This is a genomic window from Sorangium aterium (assembly GCF_028368935.1).
Taxonomy (GTDB): domain Bacteria; phylum Myxococcota_A; class Polyangia; order Polyangiales; family Polyangiaceae; genus Sorangium; species Sorangium atrum.
Window position 1 is genome coordinate 1,704,439 of the sequence record NZ_JAQNDK010000004.1, and the last position, 25,534, is coordinate 1,729,972.

Annotated in this window: 20 protein-coding genes; 7 read left to right on the plus strand and 13 right to left on the minus strand. The window is 71.8% G+C overall.

All coding sequences use genetic code 11. The features are described 5' to 3' along the window. Nucleotides 1–85: 85 nt before the first annotated feature. From POL72_RS37890 to POL72_RS37915, 6 genes are read right to left on the minus strand one after another with little or no spacing between them, the layout of a single operon-like run. Nucleotides 86–628, minus strand: coding sequence for a hypothetical protein (locus POL72_RS37890; RefSeq protein ID WP_272101698.1), 543 nt, complete (start codon nt 626–628; stop codon nt 86–88). After that, nucleotides 625–4,284 (minus strand): pilus assembly protein, encoded by a 3,660-nt coding sequence (locus POL72_RS37895; protein WP_272101699.1) that lies wholly within the window; start codon nt 4,282–4,284, stop codon nt 625–627. Before POL72_RS37895 ends, POL72_RS37890 begins: the two co-directional genes overlap by 4 nt. A gap of 16 nt (nt 4,285–4,300) precedes the next feature. Continuing rightward, the gene (locus POL72_RS37900; protein ID WP_272101700.1) at nt 4,301–4,900 is read right to left on the minus strand and encodes a hypothetical protein; all 600 of its coding nucleotides are present in this window, start codon (nt 4,898–4,900) and stop codon (nt 4,301–4,303) included. Further along, the gene (locus POL72_RS37905; protein WP_272101701.1) at nt 4,894–6,258 is read right to left on the minus strand and encodes a PilW family protein; all 1,365 of its coding nucleotides are present in this window, start codon (nt 6,256–6,258) and stop codon (nt 4,894–4,896) included. The genes POL72_RS37900 and POL72_RS37905 overlap by 7 nt, the downstream gene beginning before the upstream one ends. Beyond that, nucleotides 6,255–6,860 (minus strand): type IV pilus modification PilV family protein, encoded by a 606-nt coding sequence (locus POL72_RS37910; RefSeq protein WP_272101702.1) that lies wholly within the window; start codon nt 6,858–6,860, stop codon nt 6,255–6,257. Before POL72_RS37910 ends, POL72_RS37905 begins: the two co-directional genes overlap by 4 nt. Beyond that, nucleotides 6,857–7,576: a pilus assembly FimT family protein gene (locus POL72_RS37915; RefSeq protein WP_307730652.1), complete on the minus strand. Its 720-nt coding sequence runs from the start codon at nt 7,574–7,576 to the stop codon at nt 6,857–6,859. Before POL72_RS37915 ends, POL72_RS37910 begins: the two co-directional genes overlap by 4 nt. Nucleotides 7,577–7,758: 182 nt before the next feature. Between POL72_RS37915 and POL72_RS37920 the strand changes: the two genes are divergently transcribed. Continuing rightward, on the plus strand, nt 7,759–8,865 hold the full coding sequence (locus POL72_RS37920) for a DUF6599 family protein (protein WP_272101704.1): 1,107 nt from the start codon (nt 7,759–7,761) through the stop codon (nt 8,863–8,865). 79 nt (nt 8,866–8,944) lie between these two features. Here POL72_RS37920 and POL72_RS37925 read toward each other — a convergent pair whose 3' ends face one another. The 4 genes from POL72_RS37925 to POL72_RS37940 form a co-directional block, all read right to left on the minus strand. Further along, entirely contained in the window at nt 8,945–9,664 is a 720-nt protein-coding gene (locus POL72_RS37925) for a peptidylprolyl isomerase (RefSeq protein ID WP_272101705.1), read from the minus strand. Nucleotides 9,665–9,715: 51 nt separating this feature from the next. After that, nucleotides 9,716–10,564: a MaoC/PaaZ C-terminal domain-containing protein gene (locus POL72_RS37930; RefSeq protein ID WP_272101706.1), complete on the minus strand. Its 849-nt coding sequence runs from the start codon at nt 10,562–10,564 to the stop codon at nt 9,716–9,718. A 129-nt stretch (nt 10,565–10,693) separates the two neighbouring features. Then, complete coding sequence (locus POL72_RS37935; protein WP_272101707.1) at nt 10,694–11,428, minus strand: hypothetical protein; 735 nt, start codon at nt 11,426–11,428, stop codon at nt 10,694–10,696. A gap of 118 nt (nt 11,429–11,546) precedes the next feature. Then, the gene (locus POL72_RS37940; protein WP_272101708.1) at nt 11,547–13,856 is read right to left on the minus strand and encodes a serine/threonine-protein kinase; all 2,310 of its coding nucleotides are present in this window, start codon (nt 13,854–13,856) and stop codon (nt 11,547–11,549) included. 125 nt (nt 13,857–13,981) lie between these two features. Here POL72_RS37940 and POL72_RS37945 point away from each other — a divergent pair, with 125 nt between their 5' ends. Both POL72_RS37945 and scpB read left to right on the plus strand, forming a co-directional pair. After that, on the plus strand, nt 13,982–15,901 hold the full coding sequence (locus tag POL72_RS37945; RefSeq protein ID WP_272101709.1) for a segregation and condensation protein A: 1,920 nt from the start codon (nt 13,982–13,984) through the stop codon (nt 15,899–15,901). After that, complete coding sequence (gene scpB / locus POL72_RS37950) at nt 15,888–17,615, plus strand: SMC-Scp complex subunit ScpB (RefSeq protein ID WP_272101710.1); 1,728 nt, start codon at nt 15,888–15,890, stop codon at nt 17,613–17,615. The genes POL72_RS37945 and scpB overlap by 14 nt, the downstream gene beginning before the upstream one ends. 42 nt (nt 17,616–17,657) lie before the next feature. Here scpB and POL72_RS37955 read toward each other — a convergent pair whose 3' ends face one another. After that, on the minus strand, nt 17,658–18,002 hold the full coding sequence (locus POL72_RS37955) for a helix-turn-helix domain-containing protein (protein ID WP_272101711.1): 345 nt from the start codon (nt 18,000–18,002) through the stop codon (nt 17,658–17,660). Between the two features lie 153 nt (nt 18,003–18,155). Between POL72_RS37955 and POL72_RS51415 the strand changes: the two genes are divergently transcribed. Then, a complete protein-coding gene (locus POL72_RS51415; RefSeq protein ID WP_272101712.1) occupies nt 18,156–19,682 on the plus strand; it encodes a lamin tail domain-containing protein in 1,527 nt (508 codons plus the stop codon). Between the two features lie 199 nt (nt 19,683–19,881). Further along, a complete protein-coding gene (locus tag POL72_RS37965) occupies nt 19,882–20,511 on the plus strand; it encodes a helix-turn-helix domain-containing protein (RefSeq protein WP_272101713.1) in 630 nt (209 codons plus the stop codon). Nucleotides 20,512–20,763: 252 nt separating this feature from the next. Here POL72_RS37965 and POL72_RS37970 read toward each other — a convergent pair whose 3' ends face one another. Together POL72_RS37970 and POL72_RS37975 are read right to left on the minus strand one after the other, a co-directional pair. Then, complete coding sequence (locus POL72_RS37970; RefSeq protein WP_272101714.1) at nt 20,764–22,128, minus strand: TldD/PmbA family protein; 1,365 nt, start codon at nt 22,126–22,128, stop codon at nt 20,764–20,766. 124 nt (nt 22,129–22,252) lie between these two features. Further along, a complete protein-coding gene (locus POL72_RS37975) occupies nt 22,253–23,005 on the minus strand; it encodes a hypothetical protein (protein ID WP_272101715.1) in 753 nt (250 codons plus the stop codon). A 189-nt stretch (nt 23,006–23,194) separates the two neighbouring features. On the opposite strand from POL72_RS37975, the gene larB reads away from it, so the two are divergent. Next, entirely contained in the window at nt 23,195–23,923 is a 729-nt protein-coding gene (gene larB / locus POL72_RS37980; RefSeq protein ID WP_276597601.1) for a nickel pincer cofactor biosynthesis protein LarB, read from the plus strand. Nucleotides 23,924–23,990: 67 nt separating this feature from the next. Next, nucleotides 23,991–25,517, plus strand: a complete 1,527-nt coding sequence (larC, locus tag POL72_RS37985; protein WP_272101717.1) for a nickel pincer cofactor biosynthesis protein LarC — start codon at nt 23,991–23,993, stop codon at nt 25,515–25,517. Nucleotides 25,518–25,534: the final 17 nt, after the last annotated feature.

Below are 25,534 nucleotides of genomic sequence, written 5' to 3' on the forward strand. Positions count from 1 at the left end.
GCCGCGATCTACTTCGAAAGGTCGGAGATGTCGACTGGCGCAGCGGCCCCCGCGGCGCGGGAGGTCGAGGCCGCCGCTGTCGCGCTCACTCGAGGTGGGTGGGATCGATCACCTTGCCGTCCGGCGTGAGCCCGCTGCGACGCCAGCGCTCCTCGACCGACAGGCCCTGCTCCGCAGGCGGCCGGGTCTCGTCGCGGACGACGAGCTCCGAGATGTGCGCGCGCGAGACGACCTCGATCCGGATCATCCGCTGCGGCGCGCTCTTCACGGTGGCGCGCGAGAAGATCGTCTTCGCAGGGCCGGTCTCGACATTTCCGGCGAGGACGCGCGTGCGCACGTAGTTCGCCACCCGCTCGGCTGGGATTTCCCCGACGGCGAAGACGGCATCGGCGAAGCGCGCGCGCACCTTCATGCGGCGCGGGATGGGCAGGCCGAACGCTTGCTCGGCCCCCTCGGCGAGCTCGCCCGGCAGCGCCTGGTCGACCGGCGGCTTCGGGGCCGCGGCCTCGCTCGCCTGCGGCGCCGGCGCCGGCGCGCCGGCGTCGCTGCGGCAGGCGGGCGCGGCCGAGGCGCACGCGACGAGCGCGGCGAGCGCGCCGGCGGCGCGCGACAGGCTGGCTCGCGTCATTCGATGAGGGTGGCCCACGAGTCGATCTTAACGACCTTGCGCGGCCGCTGCAGCGTCCTCGTGCTCGTTCGCGTCGCGCCCCCCTGGGCGTCCGCGTCGCCCGCGGCGCCGGTGTGGAACACGAGCTGGTACTCGGGCGGGGTGGACTGCCGGACAATCTTCTGCTGGCCGAAGTAGTCATCGGTGTAGTCCGTCGTGTCCGTGCAGGTCGGCTTCTGGGTCACGGCCACGCCGAAGACGATCGTGCCCGGCGACTGCAGCTCGAAGGGCTCCGGAGGAGCGGCCGGATCGACGACGAGGCAAGCGTGCGGGTACGCCGGCGAGTCCGTGTTGCCGAGCAGGTAGTCGACGCCCCAGATCGCGCCGCGCCCGTCCGCGCACGTGTAGGTCCCGGGCGCGACCGGCGTGAACGTCGCGAAGTACGCGCAGCCGTTGAAGAGGGAGATGGGCCCGGTCACGCGCTGGCCGCCCGTGAAGGGGACGACCCAGTTCTCGCTGAAGCGGAGGCTGGTGTTGTGCGGTCGCTCGGTGATCGACCAGACCCGCGTCTCGATGGCGCCGCTCGCCGTGAACGCCTCCTGATCGCCGGTGGAGAACAGGATGACCTTGTTGCCGAGCGGATCGGTGCTCACGATCGGCGTCGTCTGGATCGGCTGGCTGCTCGCCGCGCTGTCGGTCGGGAACGAGTACGCGTCCCAGGCGAGGTCCACGGTCCAGTTCTCCGGGTTGGTGCTCGTCAGGCTGACGCGCCAGAGCGTCCCGTCGGCGTCGCCGACGTAGATGCGCTCGGCGACCTCGCCGACGCCCGCCGGGAACGGCACGGGGACGCCGGTGATCGGCGAGTCGAAGTCGACCCGCGTGGTCCGCGAGGCGATCCCGCCCGGGGCCTCGTCGACGCGGCCCCGGAACGTGCGGATGATCTCGCCCGTGTCGAGCCGGACGATCGTGAGCGAGCGCGACGGGCCGACGGGGCCGCCTGTGCCCGCGCTGCCCCAGCACCGGACCGAGTCGCGGACCGCCAGGGTGCCCGTCGGATCGAAGAGCGGGGGCGTCGTGTTCTGCCGGTTGCACGCGGGCTGGCTCGTGTCGAGCGGGGCAGAGCCGCCGGGCAGGATGGCGACCGCGATCTCCTTGATCTGAGCGCCGTCCTGCATCTCCACCATGCCGATCGCCGGCGTCGGCGTCGCGTCGCCGAACAGCGGGGTACCGCTATCGTCCGTAGAGAGCTGCCAGAGGAACTTCGGCGCCTTCGGGTTCGTCACGTCGAGCGCGTAGTAGAAGCTGCCGCCCGCGCCGCCGCTGGCGACGAGCACCGTGTTCCAGGTCGCGCTGGCGCCGCTCACCTGCGCCGACGTGCGCTCGAAGACGACGTTCTTCACGACGGGCGCGCCGTCGAGCAGCAGCGATTGCTGGTTGAACGTCGCGAGCAGCCGGGGGAGCACGTGGGGCGGCAGGAATGACCAGAGCTCGTTGTTCTCGACCTTGTCCACCTTGAGCCCGTCCGACGCGGTCGCCGCGGTCACCTGGAAGGCGTGCAGCTGCCCGTCGGTCGTCGCCGTGTAGAGCACGAGCGGCCGGGTCTTCTGAGCGGGGCTCTCCGCGAAGGCCCGGTAGGACTCGTCGGGGATGTAGTCGTTCGGCGGCCCCACGACGACCGGCGTGGAGTGATAGATGCTGCCGAGCACGTTGCCCTCGCGGGAGGCGACGCCCGAGGGCATCGGCGCGCCGACCTCCCACTCGATGAGGCGCCGGGCGCAGTCCCCGGCGTTGGTCGCCTGCAGGCCGCCCGAGCACTGCGGCGGGATTGCCGCGCTGGGATCGAGATCGAGCGCGCGGGATGCGCTGGAGAACGCGCTCGCGAAGGTCGACCCCGGCGCGAGCGCGCCGCCGTTGGTCATCGTGCCCGTGTAGCTGCCCAGCCCGTCCGTGGGGACGGTGCCCGTGGCGACGTTGGGGAGGCGGATGCTCCGGCTCGACCAGATGCGCTGCGCGGTGGTGTCGAGGTCGCCGATCACGGTGAAGAACCGCCGCGGCTCCCCGGTGTTCGAGTTGACGTTGGCCGCGAAGTCGTCGCCCTTGCCGGGGTCGATGTCCTTCAGCTGCGTCGTCATGACGCCGCTCACGGACTCGCAGACGAAGCGCTTGCGCTCGAGGTTGCCGCTCCAGAGCGAGCCGTCCGGCGGCGGGCTGAACGAGGAGGCGAACTGGTAGGCGACCCCCGCGTCGGGGTTGCTGCTGTGCATGGCCGTGGTCGCGTTGGCGAAGACCGGGAGGGTGCGGCTCGTCGAGTTCGCGGCGATCTGCGCGAAGATCCGCGACATCACCGCGGAGAGCTCGTTGGCGTCGTCCGGGAAATAGCCGCGGTCGGTCCCGCCCTCGATGGCGATGCGCGAGAGCGTGCAGCACGCCTTGACCGCGCCAGCGGCGTTGTCGCAGCGCCCGGCGGGCAGGAAATCAGCGCTGGAGATCGTCTCGCAATTGAACGTCGGATCGCTGAGCTCCTGCCGCGCCTGGGTGGTAAGGCCGAACCCGACGGCATAGGTCGGCACGCGCCGGTTCGGGTTGGTGTGGGAGTTGAGCGAGTGCGCGATGACCTGCGGCTCCTCGTAGGGACAGCCCGTCCCATCGCGGCCGGGGCCGGGGCCCTGCGCGCAGGTCGGGCGCAGGTCGAGGTTCGGCTCGCCGTCGGAGATGAGCACGATCGAGGTCTTGCGGCAGCCGCCGCTGATGAACGGATCGTCGCGCGGCCCGAGCGGTCGACTCTCCCATGTCGAGGCGTCGTCGAGGATGTAGTCGCGCGCGTCGGACAGCATCCCGGCGAGCGGCGTCGCGCCGTAGGGGCGCATCGCGATGAGCGCGTTCTGGATGCTCTCGTTCACGCTGCGGATCTCGGTGGTGTCCGCCGTGTAGGTCGGGAAGGGGATGAGCGGCCCTTCCCAGAGCGGCGCGGACGGGTTCCTGGCGCCGACCTCCATGTCCGCGGGAGCGCAGGCGGGCGGGTTGCCCCGCGCCGGGTATCCTGGGCCGGGCTCGAACCCGAGGAAATAGCTCCACATCCCCTCCATGCCGCCCACGGGATCGGGAGCCCCGGAGAGGAGCCCGGTGCGCGCGTCGGGGAGCGTGTCGAACGTCATGAGCGAGAACCGGATCCGATCCTGATAGACGTCGAGCAGGCCGGCGTTGAGCTGCGTGAACGGCGTCGTACAAGGAGTGGCCGCGTTGTCCCAGCGATGCTCTCCCACCAGATCGTAGGTCGCCCCCGGGCCCTTCGTGCAGTGGCCCGAGATCATGCGGTGGAACGGGATGTAGTAGTTCCTGTCGTAGGGCGGCTCTCCCCCGAGGCTGAACTCGTTGACGAACGCGGCGCCCGTGCGGGGCTGCGCGACGCAGCTGAAGTCCTGGATCGGGCCCGTGAGCGCCTCGACGAGCTTCGTCCAGCGGCTCTTCAGGGCCTCGGAGGCGGGGGGAGTGCCCGGGTTGCAGTCCGGCTCTCCGCCCGCCACCGTCTTCTCCATCGAGCCCGACGTGTCGACGAGCAAGAGCACGTTGGGCAGCGGCGGCTCCACATCCATCGCCTGCGCGCGTGCGCGCCCCGCGACGAGGCCGAGCGTCGCCGCGGAGCTCATGGTGACAAGGACCTTCGTCAGGTTTCGCATCGTGCGCTCCGGTTCGTCACTTCGAGCAAAGGATATCGGCAACGACAGACATGGATTCCTGGCTGCCCGCCGTCGCGATGGCAGAGCCGCCGGGCCAGGCGATGAGACGCGCGCTCATGGTGACCGTGCAGTAATCGACGCTCACCGGGTTCGGGCCGCCCATGTCGCTGCCGGCGCGGTTCCCTATCGCAGGCCTTATCTTATCAGTGATCTCCACCTTGGCGATCCACTGGACGGCGGCGCGACCAAGGCTCCCGGGCGTCTCCGGCGGGCCGGCCACGGGCGGCTCCAGGAGCGGCTCTGCCGCGCCGAACTTGTGCGGCAGGAGCGGCCAGCACTCGTCGGTGGCGACCGAGCAGGTCGTCGACCTGGGGATCATCTCCAGGCCTCCCTTCTGCTCGATCTCGGCGATCGCGAGCTGCATGGCGTACTCGGTGAGATAGTGGGTCTGCGTCATCCGGCGCTCGTGGCCGCTGGCGATGGTCGACAGCGTGGCCGCGTGGGCCGCGAACAGGCCGATGGCGGTGAGCATCGTGATGACCAGCACGACGATGAAGACGGCGGCGCCCCGCTCACGGGAGCGCCGGCGGGACCGGGCGATGCTTGCGTTCACCATTGGACGTAGGCCTGGTTGGGGAGCGCGATGTCGGCGTAGAGCGTGCGCATCCGGGCATAGACAGGCGGCGATCCCGAGGGCGCCGTGTTCCCATAGGTGTTGGCGCTGGCGACGATGCCGGGGATCAGGAACCTGAGCCTGCGGCCATCCGGGCCCACGGGGACGGGGAGACCGACGTCGCGATCGGGCGCCCGGGTGCGGGTCGAGAGCCGGACCTGGACCGCCCGCACGCGCTGCGGCGTGCCGGGCGGTCCAGCATCGAGCGCGGCGGCGGTGCTGTACACGAGCGCGTTGTCGGTCGCCATGATGGGATACCGCGTGATCTGCGGATTGGTCACCCCGGGCACGGTGCCCGCCGTTGCGATGGAGATCCCGAACTTCAGATCGACGGCGTACTCCGCGATGAGCTCGAGCGTGTCCGGGAGCTCCGCATCGTTCTCGTCGAGCTCGACCCGCACGAGCTCGGTGCGGCCGTTGTCGCCGGTGAGGTCGCTGGTGAGCGACGGCGTGACGGGCGCCACGAGAGCGTCGTAGGCCGTCCCCTTGCCGGCGAGGCTCCGGATGTCGTAGCGGACGCGGGAGACGACGTTCACCCATCCTCCGTCGCCGGTGGAGCCGCCGGGGGTCACGCCGCAATCGGCGAGCCCGACCAGCGCCGGCAGGCCGGGATCAGCCTTCAGCAGGATGGAGATCGTGATGGGCGGATCGCCGACCACGTTGACCTGATCGATGACGCCATACAGGAACTTCTCCTGACCGCGGACCATGATGCGCAGGAAGCGGTGAGGAGCGAAGATCTGGGTCAGGCTCTGCCCGCCGCCCCGCGCGCGCTCCAGCGTGCGCTGCACGGCGGTGCTGCTCGGGTTGAGCTCGACGATCCAGTCGCCCGACTCATCGCTGATCTTCCTGAACTCGAACAGCTCGGTGCTGTTCAAGCTGCCGCCGATGATGATGGAGTCGGGGTGCAGCCCGTTGGCATCGCTCTGGCTGAGCTCCGTCCCATGGAGGAGCTCCGACCCTTGACCCAGGATCGAGATCCCGGCGAGGCGCTTCAGGCCGTCCGGCGAGGCCGGGACCTGACAGACCTCCGGGTCCTGGAGGATGTTGGGCGACGAGAGGTAGGCCGCGCGCTGCAGGTCCGCGGTGAGCCGGTTCATCCCGATCGTCGCCGCGAGGTGCGAGGCGGAGGCCCTCGCCTCGTTCTGGAAGAAGCGCGTCGCGTTCTTCGAGAGCAGGAAGGCCGCCAGCGACACGACGAGGCCTGCCGCCATCGCCACGAGCAGCTCCACGAGCGTGAAGCCTCGCTGTCCTGAGGCCCGCGCGCGCGCGGGGTGGGGGGTGCGTCGGCTCGTCGTCATCGCCTGTCCTCGCTCGTGTTCCGGAGCACGCCGGTCGTCAGGTAGACCGCGCCGAAGCGCCCCGGGTTCGTGTCGACGGTGAGCGGGGCGATCCCGCAGTTGATCGGGTCCCCGTTGCGCTCCCAGATGACGCGGATCTCGGCGCGGATGAGGCTTTCCCAGATCCGCGTGCCTGACGCGGGATCGGTGAACTGGCGGAAGCGGACGTGCGTGCAGAACGCGGACGCCGACGTGTCGCCCGGGTAGATGTCGGCCCCGAGCACGTCGGCGTCCGGCGCCCCGAGCGCGGTGATCTCCGTGGGGGGCAACCTCGCGGGGAACGGGGAGGTGGTGCTGAGCGTGAGCCAGTCCGTGTCGCTGTCGATGTCGGGGACCCGCATGGGATCGTTCCACTGGAGCGCGTCCACCCGCAGCCGCTCTGCCCAGGTCATGGCGATGCTGTTGGCGATCGCGAGGTTGCGCGCGTTCGTGTTGCTGATGAGCGTCGCCTTCTGCAGCGCGAGCACGCCGGTGGCGCCGATCGCGAGCACGCCGAGCGCCGCCATGACCTCGATGAGCGTGTAGCCGCGGCTCGCCGCCCTCCTCGCACGCGCCGCGCTCACAGCCCGAGCCTCGCGACGCCGTTCGGCGGGACGAAGACCGAGCGCAGGAGGCCGGTCCTCGTGTTGGTCACGTTGACCCGGAGCGCGCCGAGCAGCGGCGCGAACCCCGTGCTGGGGTCGTAGCGGACGAACGTCCGCCCGCGCGGCGTGAAGCAGACGTCGGCGTCGGCGCGCGCCGCGCCGGTGGGATCGAGCAGCTGCATCGACGCCAGCTCGATGCCCTCGGTGTGGAACGTCGTGACCGGCTCGGTCTCGGCCGCGTTCATCCAGTCGAGGACGCTGAGGCAGCTCTTCGCGATCATCGGGCCGGCGGGGGTGCTATCGATCTGCGCCTGCCGCACCTGGAGCTCGCCTGTCGAGGCGGTCCACCGCACGAGGACCGCCGTCCCGCGCCCGATCGCCTGGTAGCGCGCGAGCCGGTAGATCCCGCTGATCTCCATCGCCGTGCGGTTCACGCGGCGATCGCGCATGCCGCTCACGAAGCTCGGCGACGCCGCGGCCGCCAGGATGCCGATGAGGACCACCACCGCGAGCAGCTCCGGCAGGGTGAAGCCGCGCGCGCCACGGCGGCGCAGCGCGCGCTGCCCCGGAGAGCAAGCCCGCGGTCGATCGGAATCACAAGGAGGACGTCGCGAACAGGAGGTAGGGCGCACCAAAGCCTCGGCAAAGGCAAGCTGCATGCCCTCGATGGGATGCGCTAAGCCATTGAATTTCATGGTGAATCTCTCAAAGCGATTCGCCGTGGGCGCTAACGATTGCGGCGCTATGAAAAAAGGTGCAAGGCGAACGGGCCATGCGATTCCCGCCTGAAAGGTGTTCACCGAGAGGCCCCTTGGACCACAGCGCGTCAGTTCCGACTCGCACGAGCCGCGCGACGCGCGCGTGCTCCGGGAGGCCGTTGCGCTCCCCTGCGTGGAGCTCTGCGCTGCTGGCCGGCGCGCTCGCGGCCGCGCTGGCTTCGGGCTGCAGCAAGAAGGAAGAGCCCCTCGGGGCGCCGCCGCCGCCCCCGCCGGCCGCGAAGCCGGCCGCCTGCGCCGGCGGCGGCGGGACGATCGGCGACGCGGCGAGCGCGCCGTTCTTCCCGCGCACGACGGGCGGGTTCTGCCTCGACCCGAACGGCGGGGAGAAGACGTTCGGCGAATCGGCGCCCCTGCCGCTCGACAGCATCTGCGACATGTTCGACGGGGAGTGCGAGATCTACAAGGGATTCGGCGTGCGCCGGGTCGTCGAGGCGCGGTACGTGAGCGGCGAGGGCGGCTCCGCGACCGTCGACGTCCACCTCTCGAAATTCGGATCCACGGAGGGCGCTTACGGGATGTTCACGAAGCGCACCGTGGGCGACGGCGACCCCGCCGACGAGGCGACGCCGCGCCCGATCGAGGGGGGCGGCGCGGCCGCGATGGGGGTCGGCAACGCGTACCTCTGGCGCGGGCAGTACCTCGCCGAGATCACCTACAACGACGAGGCGCTGGCCGAGGCGGCGCTCAAGTCGTCGAGCGAGAAGGTCCTGCCTGGGCTCGTGAAGGAGATGGGCGCGAAGCTGCCCGGCGAGCCGTCGCTGCCGCCTGCCGCGGCGGCGCTGCCCAGGGACAACATGATCCCGCTCGGGATCCGCTACGAGACCAAGGACGTGCTCGGGGTGGATGGCGCTGGGCCCGGCGCGTTCGGCTACTACAAGGAGGTCGACAAGCGCTACCGGGTGGTCGCGATCGTGCGCGACGACGTCGACCAGGCCAAGGACGTGCTGTCGACGCTGGCGAAGCTGCCAGGCGCGGCCAGGGAGAAGGGCATCGGCGACGGCTCGGTGCGCCTCATGAGCAAGGACGGCGAGGGCTCCGCGACCGAGTGGGTGTTCGCGCGCGCCGACAAGACCGTCTACGGCATCGGCGACGAGGCCCGCGTGCTCCGCAGCGGCATGACGGCCGACGAGCACGCCAAGCTGACGCTGACCAAGGAAGAGAAGACGGCGAGGCTGAAGAAGCTCGTCACCGCGCCCGCGCGCTGATCGCCGCGGGAGGGGTCAAGCCGCCCGGGGCTCGCGACGCTGTGGCGCCGCGCGCCGCGGCCCGGGCGGCGCCGCGCGCTCACTGCGTGCGGAGGATGACGTGGTAGCCGAAGGCCGTCTCGACGAGGTCGCTCACCTCGCCGACCTTGATCTTCTCGAGGCCCGCCTGGAACTCCGGGACCATCGCGCCCTTCGGGAACTTGCCGAGGTCGCCGCCGCGCTTGTCCGCGCCCGGCTCGTCCGAGTACTCCTTCACGATGTCCGCGAACTTGCTCGGATCGGCCTTGGCCTTCGTCATGGCCTCGGTCGCGCGGGCCTTGGCTTCGTCCTTCGTGCGCTCGATGGTCGGGGGCGCTCGGCGGCTCCCCTTGTACATGACGAGCAGGTGCTTCGCGCCGAACATCTCCCTCGGCGCCTGCGCCGCCTGTGCAGGGCGGGGCGTGGGAGCGGGCGGCGGAGCGGCGGCGGTGGCGTGCTCGTGCTCGTCGGGCTCCGGGGCGACGGGGGCCGCGAGCCGAGCGAGCGGCGTCTTGTTGAACATGCCGAAGAAGCCGAGGAGGCCGATCAGCACGAGCGCGCTCAGCACGGCGTGCGGCGCCCACCAGTACGGATCTTCCGGCTCCGCGCCGTCGTCCTCTGCGTCGTCGTCGTCGTGCGCGTGGCCGTGGCCACGGCCGCGGGCCGCGGTGGCCTTCGCCTCTTCCTCCTCGCCGTCGTCGTTGCCTTCGTCGGCCGACCCGGCCTCGTCGTCGAGGTCCTCGTCGTCCTTGGCCCTGTCCTTCTCGCTCGTCTTGCTCATAAAGCTTCCCTGATCCGGGCCTCGGCCCTTAGCACGCGACCACGCCGGCCGTCAGCCGATCTCCGCCCACGCGCTCGTGAGCACCGGATCGGGGCGTTCCTTGACAGAGGTGACCACCGCGACCTTGCCGCCGGCCAGCGCCCAGCCTCGCGTGATGAGGGTGTCGCCCGGCCACACCGGCTTGCGGAACTGCGCGCCGTACGCCCGCAGCCGGCTCGCGTCGCCGCCCGCCGCCTTCTGGATGATCGCGCGCGCCGCGAAGCCGTACGTGCAGAGGCCGTGCAGGATCGGGCCTTGCGTGAAGCTCGCCTTCGCCGCGACCTCCGGATCGGCGTGCAGCGGGTTGTCGTCGCCCGAGAGCCGGTACAGCAGCGCCTGCTCGGGCGTCGTCGCCTGCTCGACGACCCAGTCCGGCTCGCGGTCCTTCGGCACGGGGGCCTCCGACTCGGCGTGCGGCGGGCGCGGCCCGCCGAAGCCGCCGACGCCGCGCACGATGATCGACCACACCGTGTCGAAGAGCGGCTCGCCGTCGAGCGTCGTCTTCGTCTCGACGATCACCTGCGCGAACTTCTTGAGGTCGTAGATGCCCGTCAGCGTGGCGGTCGTGAACAGCGTCCCGCTCGTCGGGAGCGGGCGGTGCACCCGGAGCGTCTGCCCTCCGTGGACGATGAGCGCCAGCTCGGCTCCGGCCGCCTCGAGCGCCTCGAACACCGTCCCCTGGGAGGGGATCACGCCGAACGTGGGGTAGACCTTCATGCCCCCCGGCGTGCCCTCGTACAGGTACTCGAGCTCCTCGCGCTTGGCGCCGATCCCGAGCGCGTAGGTGGCCAGGGTCTTCCAGTTGAAGGTGAACGCGCTGGGCTGGGTCGTGTAGCCGACCTTCGAGAGATTCAGCGGCATCGGGGGCTCCTCGCAGGATGGAAACGGCCGGGCAGGCGTACCGACCTGGCGATGTCGCGTCAACTGCCGCCCGCCGAGCGGAGCGCGGCGTCACAGCGCGCGGCGCTGCCGGCGGCGCCCGGCGCGGCGTCAGAGCGCGAGGCGGTACGCGATCAGGACGCCGATGTTGAACATGTCGACGCGCTGGGAGAGCGAGGCGAGATCGCCGGTCGGGGAGACCTTGCGCTGCTCGGGGAGGAACCAGCTCGAGTAGCGGATGTGGCTCCCGACGCTCCAGTTGTCGGCGAAGGCCCAGTCGCCGCCGAACGCGAGCCCAGCGGCGACGCCTTCGGTGCCGATCGTCGCCGCCCTGGGCCCGACATACGCCGTGTCCGAATAGGGGTTGCGATCGGCCTCGACCGACCACGAGTCGTTGACGACGACGCCGCCGATCGTCACGCCGGCCCACCACTCCGAGCTGTGGATGCGGAGGGCGTAATAGCGAAACAGCCCATCGAGCATGAAGTAGCTGCGCGCGTGATCGCGCTCGAGGCTGCGCGCGCCGCGCGCGGCGTCGGAGGTCAGCGTCGCCGCCCAGAAGATGCCTGCGCCGAAGCCGATGTCGCGCCAGCGGTAGAGGTTGTGGATGCCGAGGGAGACGCTCGTCTCGCCCTGCTCGCAGGCGCCCGGAGACACCGAGACGGGGCAGACGTCGGCGCCAGGGAGCGTCATCACGCCGCTGCTCACCTCCACCATGGTGTAGGGGAAACCGCGCTCGCGCGCGGCGACCGCGCGGCGGGCGGCCCTGCTCTCGTCGGCGCGGCCGGGGGTGGAGATCAGGAGCGCGGCGAGCGTGGCGGCGCACGCGGCGCCGCGCGAGCGCACGCTCGCTGATCGCGCGCTGTCACGCCCCGCCAGCGCTGCCCGGCCGCCCTGCCCGGCGCGGGCGTCGGAGGGCGCTTGCGACGTCGGGTACCGGCCGCCTGGACTCACGTTCTCTGGATTATAGCCATGGACCCGTCGACGAGGGGAGCGGCGAGGCGGCGTCCGTGGGCAGCGGCGGCGGCGAGGGAGGCAGGACCGGCGCTGGCGCGGCGCTGGCCGGCGGCGAGGCAGCGCCGGTGCCGTCGGGCGAACCCGCGCCTCCCGGCGTCGGGGACGGGGCCGGCGCGCCCCGGGGGACGGGCGCCGGCGGCTGCCCCTGAGGAGCGCCGCGGGCCTCGGCCGGCGCGGGGCGGCGCGGCGCAGGCCTGCGGTCGGGGCCTGCGGCCTGTGTCCCCGAGCTCTGTGGAGCGACCTGAGGGGGCGGCGCCGGGGCGGCGCCCGGCGGGCCCCCGGAGAGCTCGGCGACGAGGTGCTGGGCGGTGGTGAGCGTCGGCTGCAGCTCGAGCGCGAGCTTCGCGAGCTGGATGGCGCCGGCCTTGTCGCCGGCGTATTTCCGCCCGAGGGCGTCGGCGACGATGCGCTCGGACGACTCGCGGCGGAGCTCGGCGAGGCGCGCGTCTCCTGGCCACCGCGCGAGCGCCTGCGAGACGATCTCCTTGACGTTCTCGCGGGGCGGGGTGTCCCAGGCGTGCCTGCCCATGCAGTCGCGCGCGCGCTCGATGTGCCCTTCGATGGTGTCGCGCGCGGACGGCCCCCCGAAGGCGCCGAGGTGCCGCCCGCCGAGGAACACGACGAACCCCACCGCGCTGGCGCACGCGAGGAGGGCGGTCGCGCGCGCGATCATCGCCCGACGGGGGAGCGGCGGCGCGGCGGACTCGACGCCTTGCATGGTCGACGGGACGGGCGCAGCGTCGCGCATGGGATCGATGCCGAGGCCGATCGCCGTGCGCGCGGGCTCGTCCGCCGCGCCGCCGTGGCGAGCGGGGCTCCACGATGCGCGCGCTCCGGCGTCGAGCCGCTCCGCCGGTTCGGTGAGCGCGCCGCCGAACCGCCCGCCGCTCGAAGGCCGCTCGGCCTGGGACGACGCTGCGAGCGGCGTTGTCCACGAGGGCGCCGAGCTGAACGAGCTGGACGAAGCGCGCTCGGCGCCGCTGGCGGAGGAGCGCTCCTCCTCGCGGCGATGCGACGCGGGGTCGCTGTAGCGCGCCGCGTCGCCCCCCGGGAGGCGGGGCTCGAGGTCGCCGATGTGGGCGCTCTCGAGCGTCGGTGCGGCGATGCCGCCGATCTGGGCGGCGAGCGCGGGGGAGAGATCGAGCGATTTGGTGCGCGACTTCGAGGCCAGCTTCATGACCGCGCTGGCGCGCAGGAGCCCGGGCTGGGCGGCGATCTCCTCGGGGTCGAGCCCGCTCGCCCGGACGGCGAGGGCGAGGTCGCGGCCGAGGGCGCGCGCGTCGGGGGCCCGGTCCGAGGGCTTCTTGGCGAGGTTCTGCATCACGATCCGCGCGATGGGCTCGGGCACGTAGCTGGAGCGCGCGATGCTGCGCAGGTCCGCCGGCGGGGCGTGCGTGTGCTGGACGAGGAGCGCGACCGGCGAGTCGCCCTCGAACGGGGCGCGCCCCGCGAGGCACTGGTACAGCATCGTCGCGATGGAGTAGACGTCCGCCGGCGGACCGACCCGCTGCCCTTCGGCGCCTTCGGGCGAGATGTACTTGGCGGTGCCGAAGATGAGCCCCGCCTGGGTGGTCATCGCCTTGTCGGCCCAGTCGAGGCGGGCGATGCCGAAGTCGAGCACCTTCACGTAATCCGGGTCCTCGCTGCGGCGGACGAGCATGATGTTCTCGGGCTTGAGATCCCGGTGGACGATGCCCTGCGCGTGCGCCTCGCCGACCGCGTCGCACACCTGGAGGGCGATGTGGAGCGCCCTCGGGAGCGGCAGCGCCTCGCTCTCGCCGCCTGCCCCTGCCGCGGCGAGCGCGGAGAGCAGCGAGATGCCGTCGAGGTGCTCCATGACGAGGTAGAGCTCCCCGCCGATCCGGGGGTCGGCCGCTGAGGGCACGCTCCCGGTCATGAGGACCTGGACCACGTTCGGGTGGACCAGCCGGCTCGCGATCTTGGCCTCGCGGTGGAAGCGGCTCACGAGCTCTGCGTTGCTGCTGAGCTCGCGGTGGAGGATCTTCACGGCCACGTCGCGCTCGATCCCGGCCTGGAAAGCGCGGTAGACGCGGCCCATCGAGCCGATGCCGATGAGGTGGCGGGTCTGGATCTGCCCGCCGAGGGTGACGCCCACGTACGGGTCGCGCTCCGCGGCGCCGAACGTGGGGCTCTTGCGCGAGCTCGCGAGCGGGGTGCCATCGCGCGGGCAATAGAGGACGCCCGCGTCGTAGCGCTCGCCGCACGAGGGGCAGCTCTTCGCGGGGGACGGCTCCATCGACGGCGCTGATCCTAGCACCGCTCCCGCCATAAATTCTCGGACGGAGCGGCGTTTCGGCGCGCCGCGGCGCCCGAGGACGCTCGGACGTGGACCGACCGGCGCCTTGCGACTACGGTCGCGGCGTGAGCGGTTCCAAGGCGAGTGCAGCACGGGCGCGCAACGGCAGAGGGCGCGGCAACGCGGGTGCCGCCCCTGCGCCCGCCGCGCGCCAGGCCGCCCCCTCGCCGGCCCGGGAGGTCGCCTCGCCGGCCCGGGAGATCGCCTCGCCGGCGGCCGACGCAGGGCCGCGCGAGGGCGAGTACGTCGTCACGCTTCCCACGTTCGAGGGGCCGCTCGACCTGCTGCTTCACCTCATCCAGCAGCACGAGCTCGACATCCTCGACATCCCCGTGAGCTTCGTCACGGAAAAATACCTCGAGTACCTGAAGCTCATGCGGTCGCTGTCGATCGACCTCGCGAGCGAGTACCTCGTGATGGCGGCGACGCTGACGCACATCAAGTCGAAGATGCTGCTGCCGAGCGTGCCTGCGGGGCAGGACGACGACGGGATGCCGGGCGAGGAGGAGGATCCGCGGGCGGAGCTCGTCCGGCGGCTCCTCGAGTACCAGAAGTACAAGGTCGCCGCAGCCGACCTGGCCGAGCGCGGGACGCTCGGGCGCGACGTGTTCACGCGCGGCATGAGCGAGAGCGAGGTGCCCAAGGGCCCGGCTCCGTTCGCGCAGACGGCGATCTTCAGCCTGCTGGACGCCTTCGAGCGGGTGCTGAAGCGGACGAACGTCCAGATCGATCATGAGGTCGTCTTCGATCGCATCAGCATCACGGATCGCATCGTCGAGCTCACGGAGAAGCTCTCGGCGCGGCGCGCCATGCGGTTCGAGGATCTGCTGCTCGACAGCGTCTCGAAGGGGGGGGTGATCCCGCGCTTCGAGGTCGTGATCACGTTCCTGGCCGTGCTCGAGATGTGCAAGCTGAGGCTCATCCGGGTCCACCAGACGGACCCGCTGGCGCCCATTCACATCCAGCTCGCGGTCGCCGATGGCGCGCCGGTGGTGTTTGACGGCTCCGAGGACGGCGTGCCGATGGCATTTGACGGCTCCGAGGACGGCGCGCCGACGGCGGAGCGGATCGAGACGGCGGGGAGCGAGGAGGCAGGAGCGCCGCCTGCTGCCGCCGAGGGCGAGAAGGCGGAGGCCGTCGAGGTGGGGCGAAGCGAGCCGGCCGGGCCGGAGCTCGTCGAGCCGGTCGAGCCGACGAGCGGAGCGCCGTCGGGAGCGGAGCCCGCGGGGGCGTCGAGCGTCGCACCGGAGAGCCTGGAGCCGGTCGAGCCCGTGGAGCAGGTGGAGGACGTCAGCGCCGAGGCGGAAGAACCGGAGCCCGCGGAGGCAGCGGAGGAGTCGAGCAGCGAACCGGCGTGGCCCGAGCCGGCCGAGCCTGTGGAGCTTGTGGAGCCGCTGGAGGACGTCAGCGCCGAGGCGGAAGAACCGGAGCCCGCGGAGGCAGCGGAGGAGTCGAGCAGCGAACCGTCATGGTCGGAGCTGGCCGAGCCTGTGGAGCCGCTGGAGGACGTCAGCGCCGAGGCAGCAGGGCTGGAGCCCGCGGAGGCTGCAGAGGAGTCGAGCAGCGAACCGTCATGGTCGGAGCTGGCTGAGCCCGTGGAAGAGCGGAACGTCGAGGCGGGGGACGCGGAGCTGGCGGAGGCCGTTGAGCCAACGAGCGGCGAACCGGCGTGGTCGGAGCTGGCCGAGCCAGCTGAGGAGCTGGCCGAGCCAGCTGAGGAGCTGGCCGAGCCAGCTGAGGAATCGAGCGGCGAAGCATCGGCGACGGACCTCCCCGGGGCCGCGGAGGAGACGAGTCGTGCGGACGACGCCGCAGCGGGCGAGCCTGCGATGGAAGCGGTGGAAGGTGATGCCGACCCGGCTCCGGGAGAGGCGGAGCGCGATGCGGTCGTGGACCCGAATGCGCACTCGGCCGCAGAGGACTTCGCAGCGCCGCCGGCAGAGGTGGATGAGGTAGACGCGGGGAGTGGCCGTGACGGTGGCTGATGCCGCGGCGAAGCGGCGGCGCATAGCAAAGACGACGACAGGACAGGGCGCATCGGCGCGGCTGAGGGCGGCGGCGCACGCATGGCTCGGCGAAACGAAGCGGCCGAGGGGCGGGAAGAAGGAGCCGCGTGCGCCGAAGACGACAGGGCAGGGCACGCCGGCGAAGGCGAGCGCGCAGGCCACGCCGGCGCGGTTGAGGGCAGCGGCGCACGCGTGGCTCGGCGGAACGAAGCGGCCGAGGGGGGGCGGGAAGAAGGAGCCACGCGCGCCGAAGACGGCAGGGCAGGGCACGCCGGCGAAGGCGAGCGCGCAGGCCACGCCGGCGCGGCTGAGGGCGGCGGCGCACGCGTGGCTCGGCGGAACGAAGCGGCCGAGGGGCGGGAAGAAGGAGCCACGCGCGCCGAAGACGGCAGGGCAGGGCACGCCGGCGAGGGCGAGCGCGCAGGCCACGCCGGCGCGGCTGAGGGCAGCGGCGCACGCGTGGCTCGGCGGAACGAAGCGGCCGAGGGGCGGGAAGAAGGAGCCGCGCGTATCGAGAGGGACGCGGCAAGATCCGGTCGCTCGCTTCCGCGCTGGCGCATGGGACCAGCTCGGTCATCCGGCGCGCCGCGCCGACGTTCCTGTCCGGAGCGCGACCACGGCGCCCGGGCTCTCTGCCGTCGCGCGCAAGCACCTGAAGGGAGTGCTGGAAGCGCTCATCTTCGTGGCGGAGCGACCGGTGCCGGCCCGGGAGCTCGCGCGCTCGGCGAATGCAGAGCACCGCGTCGTGCGAGAGTTGCTGGCCGAGCTCGTCGCGGAGTACGACGGGCGAGGGTTTCGCCTGGACGAGGTCGCCGGAGGGTATGTCTTTCGCACGAGCGCCGCATTTGCGCCCTTCGTTCGCGAGGTGACAGAGCAGAAGCCGGTCAAGATGTCTCGCGCCCAGACCGAGACGCTCGCGATCGTCGCGTACCGGCAACCGATCACGCGGCCCGAGATCGACGAGATCCGCGGCGTGGACTCCGGCGCGGCGCTCAAGTCGCTCCTGGAGCGTGATCTCGTGAGGATCCTGGGCAAGAAGGACGAGCCTGGGCGCCCTATGCTGTACGGCACGACGGCGCAGTTCCTCGAGTTCTTCGGCCTGAAGGCGCTCGGCGAGCTGCCCACCCTGCGCGAGTTCACCGAGCTGACCGATGAGTCGCGCCGCGCCTATGAGCGCGAGCTCGGCGAAGAGCCGCCCGAGACGGGGGTGGTGACGTCCGGACAGGAGAGCTTCGCCGGCGCGGAGGGATCGATCCGGACGAGCGTCGCCGCCAGTGCGGGGGAAAACCTATCGGAAGACGTCGGCGCGTCGTCTGCTGCGCCGCGGGAGGGAGAGGTCGCGATGGAAGCAAGGGAAGACGAAATGCCTGAAGAGATCTCTGTCGTGGGAGCGGACGCAGCGCTTGGTGAGGCTGCTGAGAAGGACGCTTTCCAGCACGCCAACGATGTCGCGGATGAACAGCGCGACGAGGATGAAGACGACGAAGACGACGACGAAGACGAGGAGGGCGACGAAGACGAGGAGGAGGGCGACGAAGACGACGAAGACGAGGAGGAGGGCGACGAGGACGAGGAGGAGGACGACGACGACGAAGACGAAGACGATGATGACGAGGAGGACGACGAGGACGAAGACGAGGACGACGAAGATGATGAAGACGAGGACGACGAAGATGACGAGGACGATGACTGAACGTTCATCCTCGTCTGAGCGTCCAGCGCGTCGCCCCGTCGCTCACGGCGGTGGAGCATCCGTCGGATCGGGATAGGCCTCGGCCAGCTTCGTTGCGGCGCTCCTCAGCTCGGGGTGGGCGAGGAGCTTGCGGAAGAGCCGCCAGAGCTCGGGATCGGCGAGCATCTGGAGCGGCGAGGCGGCGACCTGTTTCCTCTTCTTGCGGGGGATCGCCTCCGGACCTTTCCGTCGCAGATCCTCCATCATTCCCACGAAGCGCTTCGTGGGAAAGAGATCTCCGTGCTCCCACGCGAGCACGGTCTCCTGCTCGATGCCCAGCGCTCCGGCAAGCTCGCGGGCCGTGCAGCCGAGCTCCTGCCGGAGCTTCTTGATGTCCTCGGGGGCCATGCGGGGCGAGGGTAGCGGCCTCGAAAAAAGAAAGCGACGTCGAGCAACCGGCCGCGAGCTCCCGCCGAACTCCGCGTCATGACCCATCGTTGCCCGATTCACCCCTCGTGGACCCGCGCGTTACGCGCACTGCCGCTTGCGCTCGCGCCGCTCGTGGCCTCACCCCTGTCCTGCGCGCCGGAGCTCGTCGTCCCCCCGCAACTCGATGAGGGCGGTGACGAAGAGGACGCCAACGTCGCTGGCCCCACAAACGCCGGCCCCGAGCTCCAGATCGAGCCCCCCGCGCCGCTGGACGCCGCGCCTCCGGTGCTGCGGGTGCGCGTGCTCCTCCCGGGCGTCGCGCTCGAGAGCGTCGATCCCGCCCGTGCGCTGGTCGTCCGCGGCAAGCTCAGCGCGGCGCATCTCCGGCAGATTGAGCGAGGCGAGCTGTCGACGGCGCTGTCGGAGCGCGTCGTCCCCTCGATCGCCTGGCTGAACGGGACGCCCCCTGGCGACCTCTCGCTGACCGTGGCGCCGCTCGCCCCGCTCGCGCCCGGGGAGACCTACGCCATCGCGAGCGGCAGCCCTGTGTTCTCGCACCACATCCAGATCGCCACCGAGGGCTCGCCGCCCGTGCTCTCACGGCTCTGGCCGCCGCCCGACGCCGGCGCGACCCTTGGCCTGGGGGTGTGGTGCGGCGACGCGCCCCTCCCGGAGGTGGTCGCCGCGGCGACGCTCGCGCCTGGCGGACCGGCGGGCGAGCTGCGCCGCGGCGCCGTCGACGACATCGGCGCGCGCTGCCTGCGCTTCGAAGGGGAGCCAACCGCCACGGCGCCGCCCGACACCGACGGCTTGCGCCTCGTGGGGCCTCCGGTCGCGCTCCCGGGCGAGCCGGCGGCGGTGAGCCTCGATCCGCGTCCGTTTATGCTGGAATCGGATCCGCTTCCAGCCATCGCGGCGGCGTGCGCGCCGGACGAGCTCGCGCTCGGGCCGGGCTGTGCCCAGATCGCCGACGATCGGATCCTCGTTCGTTCGGCGGATGCGCCGCTGCTCTGGGCGATCGCGGGCGCGGGGCTCGACGAAGTCCTCGCGGTGCCGCCGGGCGAGCCGTTCGTCCTCGCTCCACTGCCGCCCTTGAGCCCCGTGGAGCTCGCCATTGCGACCGTCGACAACGCCGGGGTCGTGGAGCGCCGGACGTTCTCGGCCATGACGCTCGCCCCCATGCCCCATGTGATCATCAACGAGGTGCTGGCAAACCCCGTCGGGCCGGAGCCAGGACAGGAGTGGGTCGAGCTCTACAATGACGGTGACGTCCCTGCTGAGCTCACAGGGGTTGTACTCGCCGATGTGGGTGGTGAGACTGAATTGCCCCCTATTTCCCTCATGCCCGGCGCGTACGCTCTGGTCGTCAACGAGGACTACGTTTCTGATGATGAGCTCGACCCTCCGTCTGCTCCCGAGACGCTTCTTCTCCGCGTGCCAAAACTTGGCAACCATGGGCTGTCGAACTCGGGAGAACCGCTCAAATTGAAGGATCAAGGAGGTGCTGTCTTGTCCAGGTCGCCCGCCGCGCCCACGCCAAAGCCGGGGATGAGCCTGGCCCGCGTCGCTCCGCACGCTCCAGACGGCTCGGCTGGCTCCTTCGCGACCAGCTGGCCGACGCCCGGTCGCGTGAACATAATGAACCAGGAGATCCCCTGAAGGATGGGGAGTTTGCCTCCGCGCGGGGCGAACTCGCCATGGGGCCGAGAAAATTCGAGCAAAGCGGGTGACGGACCCGTCTATGAGAGCTAGGTTTCAATCGAGTAGACAGACGGGTGGGGGGGCCGCCACCTGAGGAGACGCTGCCGCGCTGTGAACGCGAGCTGTGCGGCAGGTGCCTTTCGCGTGGAGTTCGGCGATGGCTGGTGTTCGTGAAAAGCTGTTGACGGCATCGGACCTCGCAGCCTTGTGCGAGGTCGACTTGAAGACAATCCATAACTGGGTAGATCGAGGGAGGATTGCCCATTTCCGTACGCCGGGGAGACACTTGCGCTTCAAGGCCGCGGACGTGGCCGAGTTCCTCCGTGCGTGGGGCTATTCGGTGCCCCGGGAGCTCGCCAAGGCGACCTCCAAGTCGATGATGGCCATCGGCACCAAGGATACGATGGCCCACGTGGCGCGAGCCCTCGGGGAAGGCGTGCCCATCCGGCACGCGAGCCACCCGTATGACGCGCTGATCTTCGCGGGGGCGGACCCCGCGGACGTGTACATCGTCGACGTGCGGGCGGTGTCCAGCGACGTGGACGTCCCCTCCCTCTTCGAGGCGCTCCATCGAGCGAACTCGCAGGGGACGTTCGTCGCTTTGTCGGATGAGCCGATCAGCCTGCCGTCGTTCGTCGGCCGGATCGGCCGAAGCGACGCGCAGCAGCTGAAGGGCCTCCTCATGCCCGAAGCGGCCGCGCAGACGGCGACGCCGCTCCAGGCGGCGAGCGGTCCGGCGTCGGAAGAGCCGCCGCGGAGCCTCGCCGCAGGCGGGTCTTCACGCTGAGCCAGGGCCCCCGGCCGTCCTACGCCCGGCAGAAGAGGCTGGGCTAGGACGGCCGGTCGCGCCCGAGCAGGCTCCGCCAGGAGCCGCAGCACAGCCGCAGCAGTGCAGAGCGAGCCGCTGAGGTCAGAACCCCCTCCCGCAGCACAACCCGGGGCCGGTTGATGGGTCGCTCGCAACCCCGCTGCAGGGTCCGCGTCGGCGCCTCCTGGAGGAAGACGCGCTCGAGGAGCATGGCTCCTCGGACGGAGCGCTTCAGCTTCCAGCGATGGTCATGGAGGAGACCCGGAACGTCGGCGAGCACGTCGACGTCCGGAGATCGAGGTCGTCCCCGACGGCGTCGATCCGCTGCAAGAGCTCGTCGAGGTTCAGCGAGATGGTCACCTCGCTCACGGGGTAAGCGAGCTCTCCGTTCTCGATCCAGAAGCCGGACGCACCCCGGGAGAAGTCGCCGGTCACGGCGTTGAAGCCGAAGCCCATCATCTCGGTGACGTACAGCCCGCGCGGCGTGGAACGCACGATCTCCGCCGCTGGCGTGGAGGTGGGCTGGAGGAGGAAGTTCGACGTGGACGGCCCGACGCCGCCGCCAGCGCCGCGCGAGGCGCTGGCGGTCGGCGGGCGCTTGAGCTTCCGGCCGCTGTAGCTGTCGCAGAGGTAAGTCTTCAGGACGCCTTGCTCGACCACGACGTTGCGCCGGGCGAGGAGGCCCTCGCCGTCGAACGGGCGCGAGCCGGGCGCGCGCGGGATCAGCGGATCGTCGACGATCGTGATGAGATCGCTGGCGATGCGCGTCTCCTCGCGGCCGACGAGGTAGCTCGACTTGCGCCAGATCGAGCTGCCCATGATGCAGGAGCCGAGCAACCCGAGCATCGACCGGGCGACGTCCGGGTCGAAGACGACGGGCGCCTCGCAGGTCGGCACCTTGCGGGCGCCGAGCTTGCGCAGCGTCCGGCGCGCCGCCTCGCGGCCCACGGCGTCCGGGGCGTCCAGGTCGGCGAGGTGGCGCCGGCCGGTGAAGTAGAAGCCGCGGCGCTTCTTGTCGCCGCTGTCGTCGGCGACCGGGGAGACAACGAGCTGCGCGTACGAGCCGGCGAAGCCGCCGCGGAACCCGCCGGACAGGACGAGGGCGAAGGCGCCCGCGCTCCGCGAGAACGTCGCGCCCTCGCTGTTCGTGATCCGCGGGTCGGCGTCGCGCGCCGCTTGCTCGCCTCGGCGCGCGATGTCGATCGCCTGCGCGGCCGTGACCTCCCCGCCGGAGGGATCGTAGAGATCGAGCGCGGGGAAGGGCCCCTTGGCGATGAGCTCCGGATCGGCGGGGCCGGCGAACGCGTCCTCCTGGGAGATGTCGGCGAGCTCCAGCGCGTCCGCCACGAAGCGATCGATGCCGCGGGGCGTGAGGTCGGACGTCGAGGTCAGCGCGACGCGCTGCTTCTTGATGATCCTCATGCCGAGGCCCTTGTGGACGGCCTCCTCGACGAGCTCGGGCTCGCCGAGGCGCACCTTGGTGGTGAGCTCGGAGCCGGAGCGGGCGATCGCCTCCGCGACGTCGGCGCCGCCCTTCCTGGCGCGCGTCACGACCTGCTCGGCGAGCTCCATGAGTTCCTCGACCTGCTGCTCCACGCGGGCTCGTTCGGACATGGGGCGACAGGGTGGTGGAGCGGGCTGGCTCCGTCAACGCGGTGACGCGGTCGCCTCGCGGCGCGCTCCCCCCCGCGCGCGAGATCCCCGCGCGCGGGGGGGCGTCTCAGCCCGGCCGGTTGGAGCGCCCTCCGCTACCGACGCCGAGCCGCCGCTGAGGGCGTGCCGAGGCGGGCCGGGGCGGAACGACCTCAGGCGCCGGCTCGCTCGGGGCGGCGCGGGGGCGCGCGCCGGGGGAGGGCTCGGCCTTCGGCCCGCCCCCCGCGGGCTCGCGCCGGAGGAGGGCGCTCACGGTGGCCGCGAAGCCGGCGGCCAGCATGGTGTACATCCAGAGGAGCGCATAGCCGAGCGGACCGCCGGCGACCGGGTGGACGCCGAAGTCGCCCTCGACCTGCCGGTAGGTGCCGTCGAGCGCGAGCCGCCGCGACAGGGCCACGACGGCAAGCAGGGCGATCGACAGCGGCGCGCCGGCGAGGACGGCGAGCGCGCGGACCGCGCGCTGGGCGGTCCACCTGCCGCCAGCGCTCCCGGCGAAGCGATTCGCGGCGGCGAAGCCGGCGGGCACCGAGGCGGCGTTGACGAGGACGAGCACGAGGTCGACGGCGGACGGGATGCGGCGCGTGTCGACGAGGTACGCGAAGCTCCAGTCAGGGGCGAACACGAGGAAGTACGCGCAAACCGGCGCGAAGACGAGGCAGGCGAACAGGGAGACGAGCACGAGCGGCCGAGCGCGCGCGCCCGGCGCTAGCCGAGGCTCCGCCGCGCGCAGCGCGCCCAGGCGGTGAGGGGCTGCAGCGCTGAACCAGGCGAGCAGCGCGCCGAGAGCAAAGCCGACGAGGGGAGCGACGAAGGCGGGCACGCGGCGCCGAAAGTAGTCCTGTCGCCCCCTCCTGAGCAAAGTGCCTGGACCTTTTCCTGACCAGGACGGCTCGAGCGGCCCACGCCAGGGCTCTTCCGAGTGCGGCTGGGCAGGCGGGGCGGAACGTTTGCCCTGGGGACGCCACCGCGCTAAGCGGCTGCGCACATGGAGCCGCGCCTCGTCCGGGAGATGCTTGAGCGCGTTCGGACCGGCGAGCTTGCCGTCGAGGAGGCGCTCGATGCCCTCCGGGGGCTGCCTTTCCGGGACCTGGGCGTCGCGACCGTCGATCACCACCGCGCGCTCAGGCAGGGCGTCCCCGAGGTGATCTTCGGCGAAGGGAAGACACCCGAGCAGATCGCCCTGATCGCCGGGGAGATCTCGGGGGCAGGCCAGAACGTGCTCGTGACCCGGGTCGACGCCGCGAAGGGCGCGGCGGTCTCGGCGCTCGTGCCCGCGTTCCGTTATGTGCCCCTCGCGCGGACCGGCAGCATCGAGGTCGCGCCGCTGCCGAAGCGCGCCGCCGGGGCGGTCGCCGTCGTGACGGCGGGCACGAGCGACCTCCCGGTCGCCGAGGAGGCCATCGAGACCCTGCGCGCCGTGGGCCTCGAGGCGAAGCGGCTGTACGACGTGGGGGTCGCGGGGCTGCACCGCTTCCTCCATCGCGTCGAGGAGCTGCGCAAGGCGTCGGCGGTGATCGTTGTCGCGGGCATGGAAGGCGCGCTGCCGAGCGTGGTCGGCGGGCTCGTGGCGGCGCCGGTCGTCGCGGTGCCGACGTCGGTCGGCTACGGCGCTGCCCTGGGCGGCTTCACCGCGCTCTTCGGCATGCTCACGTCGTGTGCCTCCGGCGTCGCCGTGGTCAACATCGACAGCGGCTTCGGCGCGGCGATGGTGGTGCATCGCATGTTGCCGAAGGAGTAGCGCGGAGCGAGCGCGACCGCGGGAGCGCCGCGCCGCGAAGGCGCCCGGGGAACGGAGAAGGCGAGAGATGGGACACGGGCACGATCACGACCACGCGCACGGGGATGTGCACGGAGACGAGCACGACCACGGGCACGCGCGCGGAGGCCATCACCACCACGAGCACGCGCACGGGGGCCATCCCGACCACGGGAGCCATCCCGACCACGGGAGCCATCCCGACCACGGGCACGCGCACGGAGACGAGCACGCGCACGGAGGCCATCACCACCATCACGCGCACGGAGACGAGCACGCGCACGGAGGCCATCACCACCACCACGCGCACGGAGACGAGCACGACCACGGGCACGCGCACGGAGGGCACCACCACCACGGGCACGACCATCCGCGCGCGCCGCTCCTCGAGGAGGGCGCGGGCGCGGGCAAGGTCCTGTTCTTCGACGCGTTCAGCGGGATCGCGGGCGACATGACCATCGCCGCGCTGCTCGATCTCGGGGTGCCCCTCCTCGTCATCGAGCGCGCCGTCGCCGCGCTGCCGCTTGATGGGTTCCACCTGCACCGCGGGCACGCCCATCGGAGCGGCATCGTGGCGACCTCGTTCGACGTGCACGTCGAGGCGCCGCAGCCGGAGCGCACCTACGGATCCATCGACGCCATGCTCGCCGCCGCGCCGCTCGATCCACCGGTCGCCGCGCTGGCACGCCGGATCTTCCGGCGCCTCGGCGAGGCGGAGGCCGCCGTGCACCGGATCCGCCTCGAAGACGTGCACTTCCACGAGGTCGGCGCCGTCGATGCGATCGTCGACATCGTGGGCTCCGCCGCGGCGATCGTGCACATCGGGGCGGAGGTCGTCGGATCGCCGCTGCCCATGGGGCGCGGGTTCGTGAAGGCGCGGCACGGGATCCTCCCGCTGCCGCCGCCCGCGGCGGTCGCGTGCCTCCGCGGCGTCCCGACCTACGGCGTCGAGCTCGACGCCGAGCTGGTCACGCCCACCGGCGCGGCCATCATCGCCACGCTGGCGACCCGGTTCGAGCGCTGGCCGACGTTCGCCCCGGATCGGATCGGCTTCGGCGCCGGTCAGCGCGAGCTGCCGGACCGCCCCAACCTGCTGCGGGTCGTGCTCGGGACGCGCACGGGCGGCGAGGAGAGCGTCGGCAGCGCGTCGCACGTGCTCGTCGAGGCGAACGTCGACGATCTGACGGGCGAGGTGGCAGGGCACGCGATCGAGGCGCTGTTCGCGGCGGGCGCGCTCGACGCCTGGGCGGTGCCGATCACCATGAAGAAAGGGCGCCCCGCCCTGACGATCGCCGCGCTCGCGGCAGCCCCCCAGGCCGACGCCGTCGCGACGGCGCTGCTCCGCGAGACGACCAGCATCGGGCTACGGAAGATCCCTGTCGCGCGCACCGAGCGGCCGCGGCGGATCACCACCGTGCAGACGGCGTACGGAGCCATCCGGGTGAAGATCAGCGAGGGGCCGTTCGGGCCGCCGCAGATCAAGCCGGAGTTCGACGATTGCGCCGCGGCGGCGAGGACGCACGGCGTGCCGGTGCGCGAGGTCGTCTCGGCGGCGCTGTCGGCCGCCAAGGGGTAACGCCGCCCCACGCAGGT

Excerpts from the sequence above, each read along its gene's own strand:
- POL72_RS37890 (WP_272101698.1), bottom strand. The coding sequence starts at position 628 with ATGACGCGAGCCAGCCTGTCGCGCGCCGCCGGCGCGCTCGCCGCGCTC.
- POL72_RS37895 (WP_272101699.1), bottom strand. The coding sequence starts at position 4,284 with ATGCGAAACCTGACGAAGGTCCTTGTCACCATGAGCTCCGCGGCGACG.
- POL72_RS37900 (WP_272101700.1), bottom strand. The coding sequence starts at position 4,900 with ATGGTGAACGCAAGCATCGCCCGGTCCCGCCGGCGCTCCCGTGAGCGG.
- POL72_RS37905 (WP_272101701.1), bottom strand. The coding sequence starts at position 6,258 with ATGACGACGAGCCGACGCACCCCCCACCCCGCGCGCGCGCGGGCCTCA.
- POL72_RS37915 (WP_307730652.1), bottom strand. The coding sequence starts at position 7,576 with ATGAAATTCAATGGCTTAGCGCATCCCATCGAGGGCATGCAGCTTGCC.
- POL72_RS37925 (WP_272101705.1), bottom strand. The coding sequence starts at position 9,664 with ATGAGCAAGACGAGCGAGAAGGACAGGGCCAAGGACGACGAGGACCTC.
- POL72_RS37930 (WP_272101706.1), bottom strand. The coding sequence starts at position 10,564 with ATGCCGCTGAATCTCTCGAAGGTCGGCTACACGACCCAGCCCAGCGCG.
- POL72_RS37940 (WP_272101708.1), bottom strand. The coding sequence starts at position 13,856 with ATGGAGCCGTCCCCCGCGAAGAGCTGCCCCTCGTGCGGCGAGCGCTAC.
- POL72_RS37955 (WP_272101711.1), bottom strand. The coding sequence starts at position 18,002 with ATGGCCCCCGAGGACATCAAGAAGCTCCGGCAGGAGCTCGGCTGCACG.
- POL72_RS37965 (WP_272101713.1), top strand. The coding sequence starts at position 19,882 with ATGGCTGGTGTTCGTGAAAAGCTGTTGACGGCATCGGACCTCGCAGCC.
- larB (WP_276597601.1), top strand. The coding sequence starts at position 23,195 with ATGCTTGAGCGCGTTCGGACCGGCGAGCTTGCCGTCGAGGAGGCGCTC.
- larC (WP_272101717.1), top strand. The coding sequence starts at position 23,991 with ATGGGACACGGGCACGATCACGACCACGCGCACGGGGATGTGCACGGA.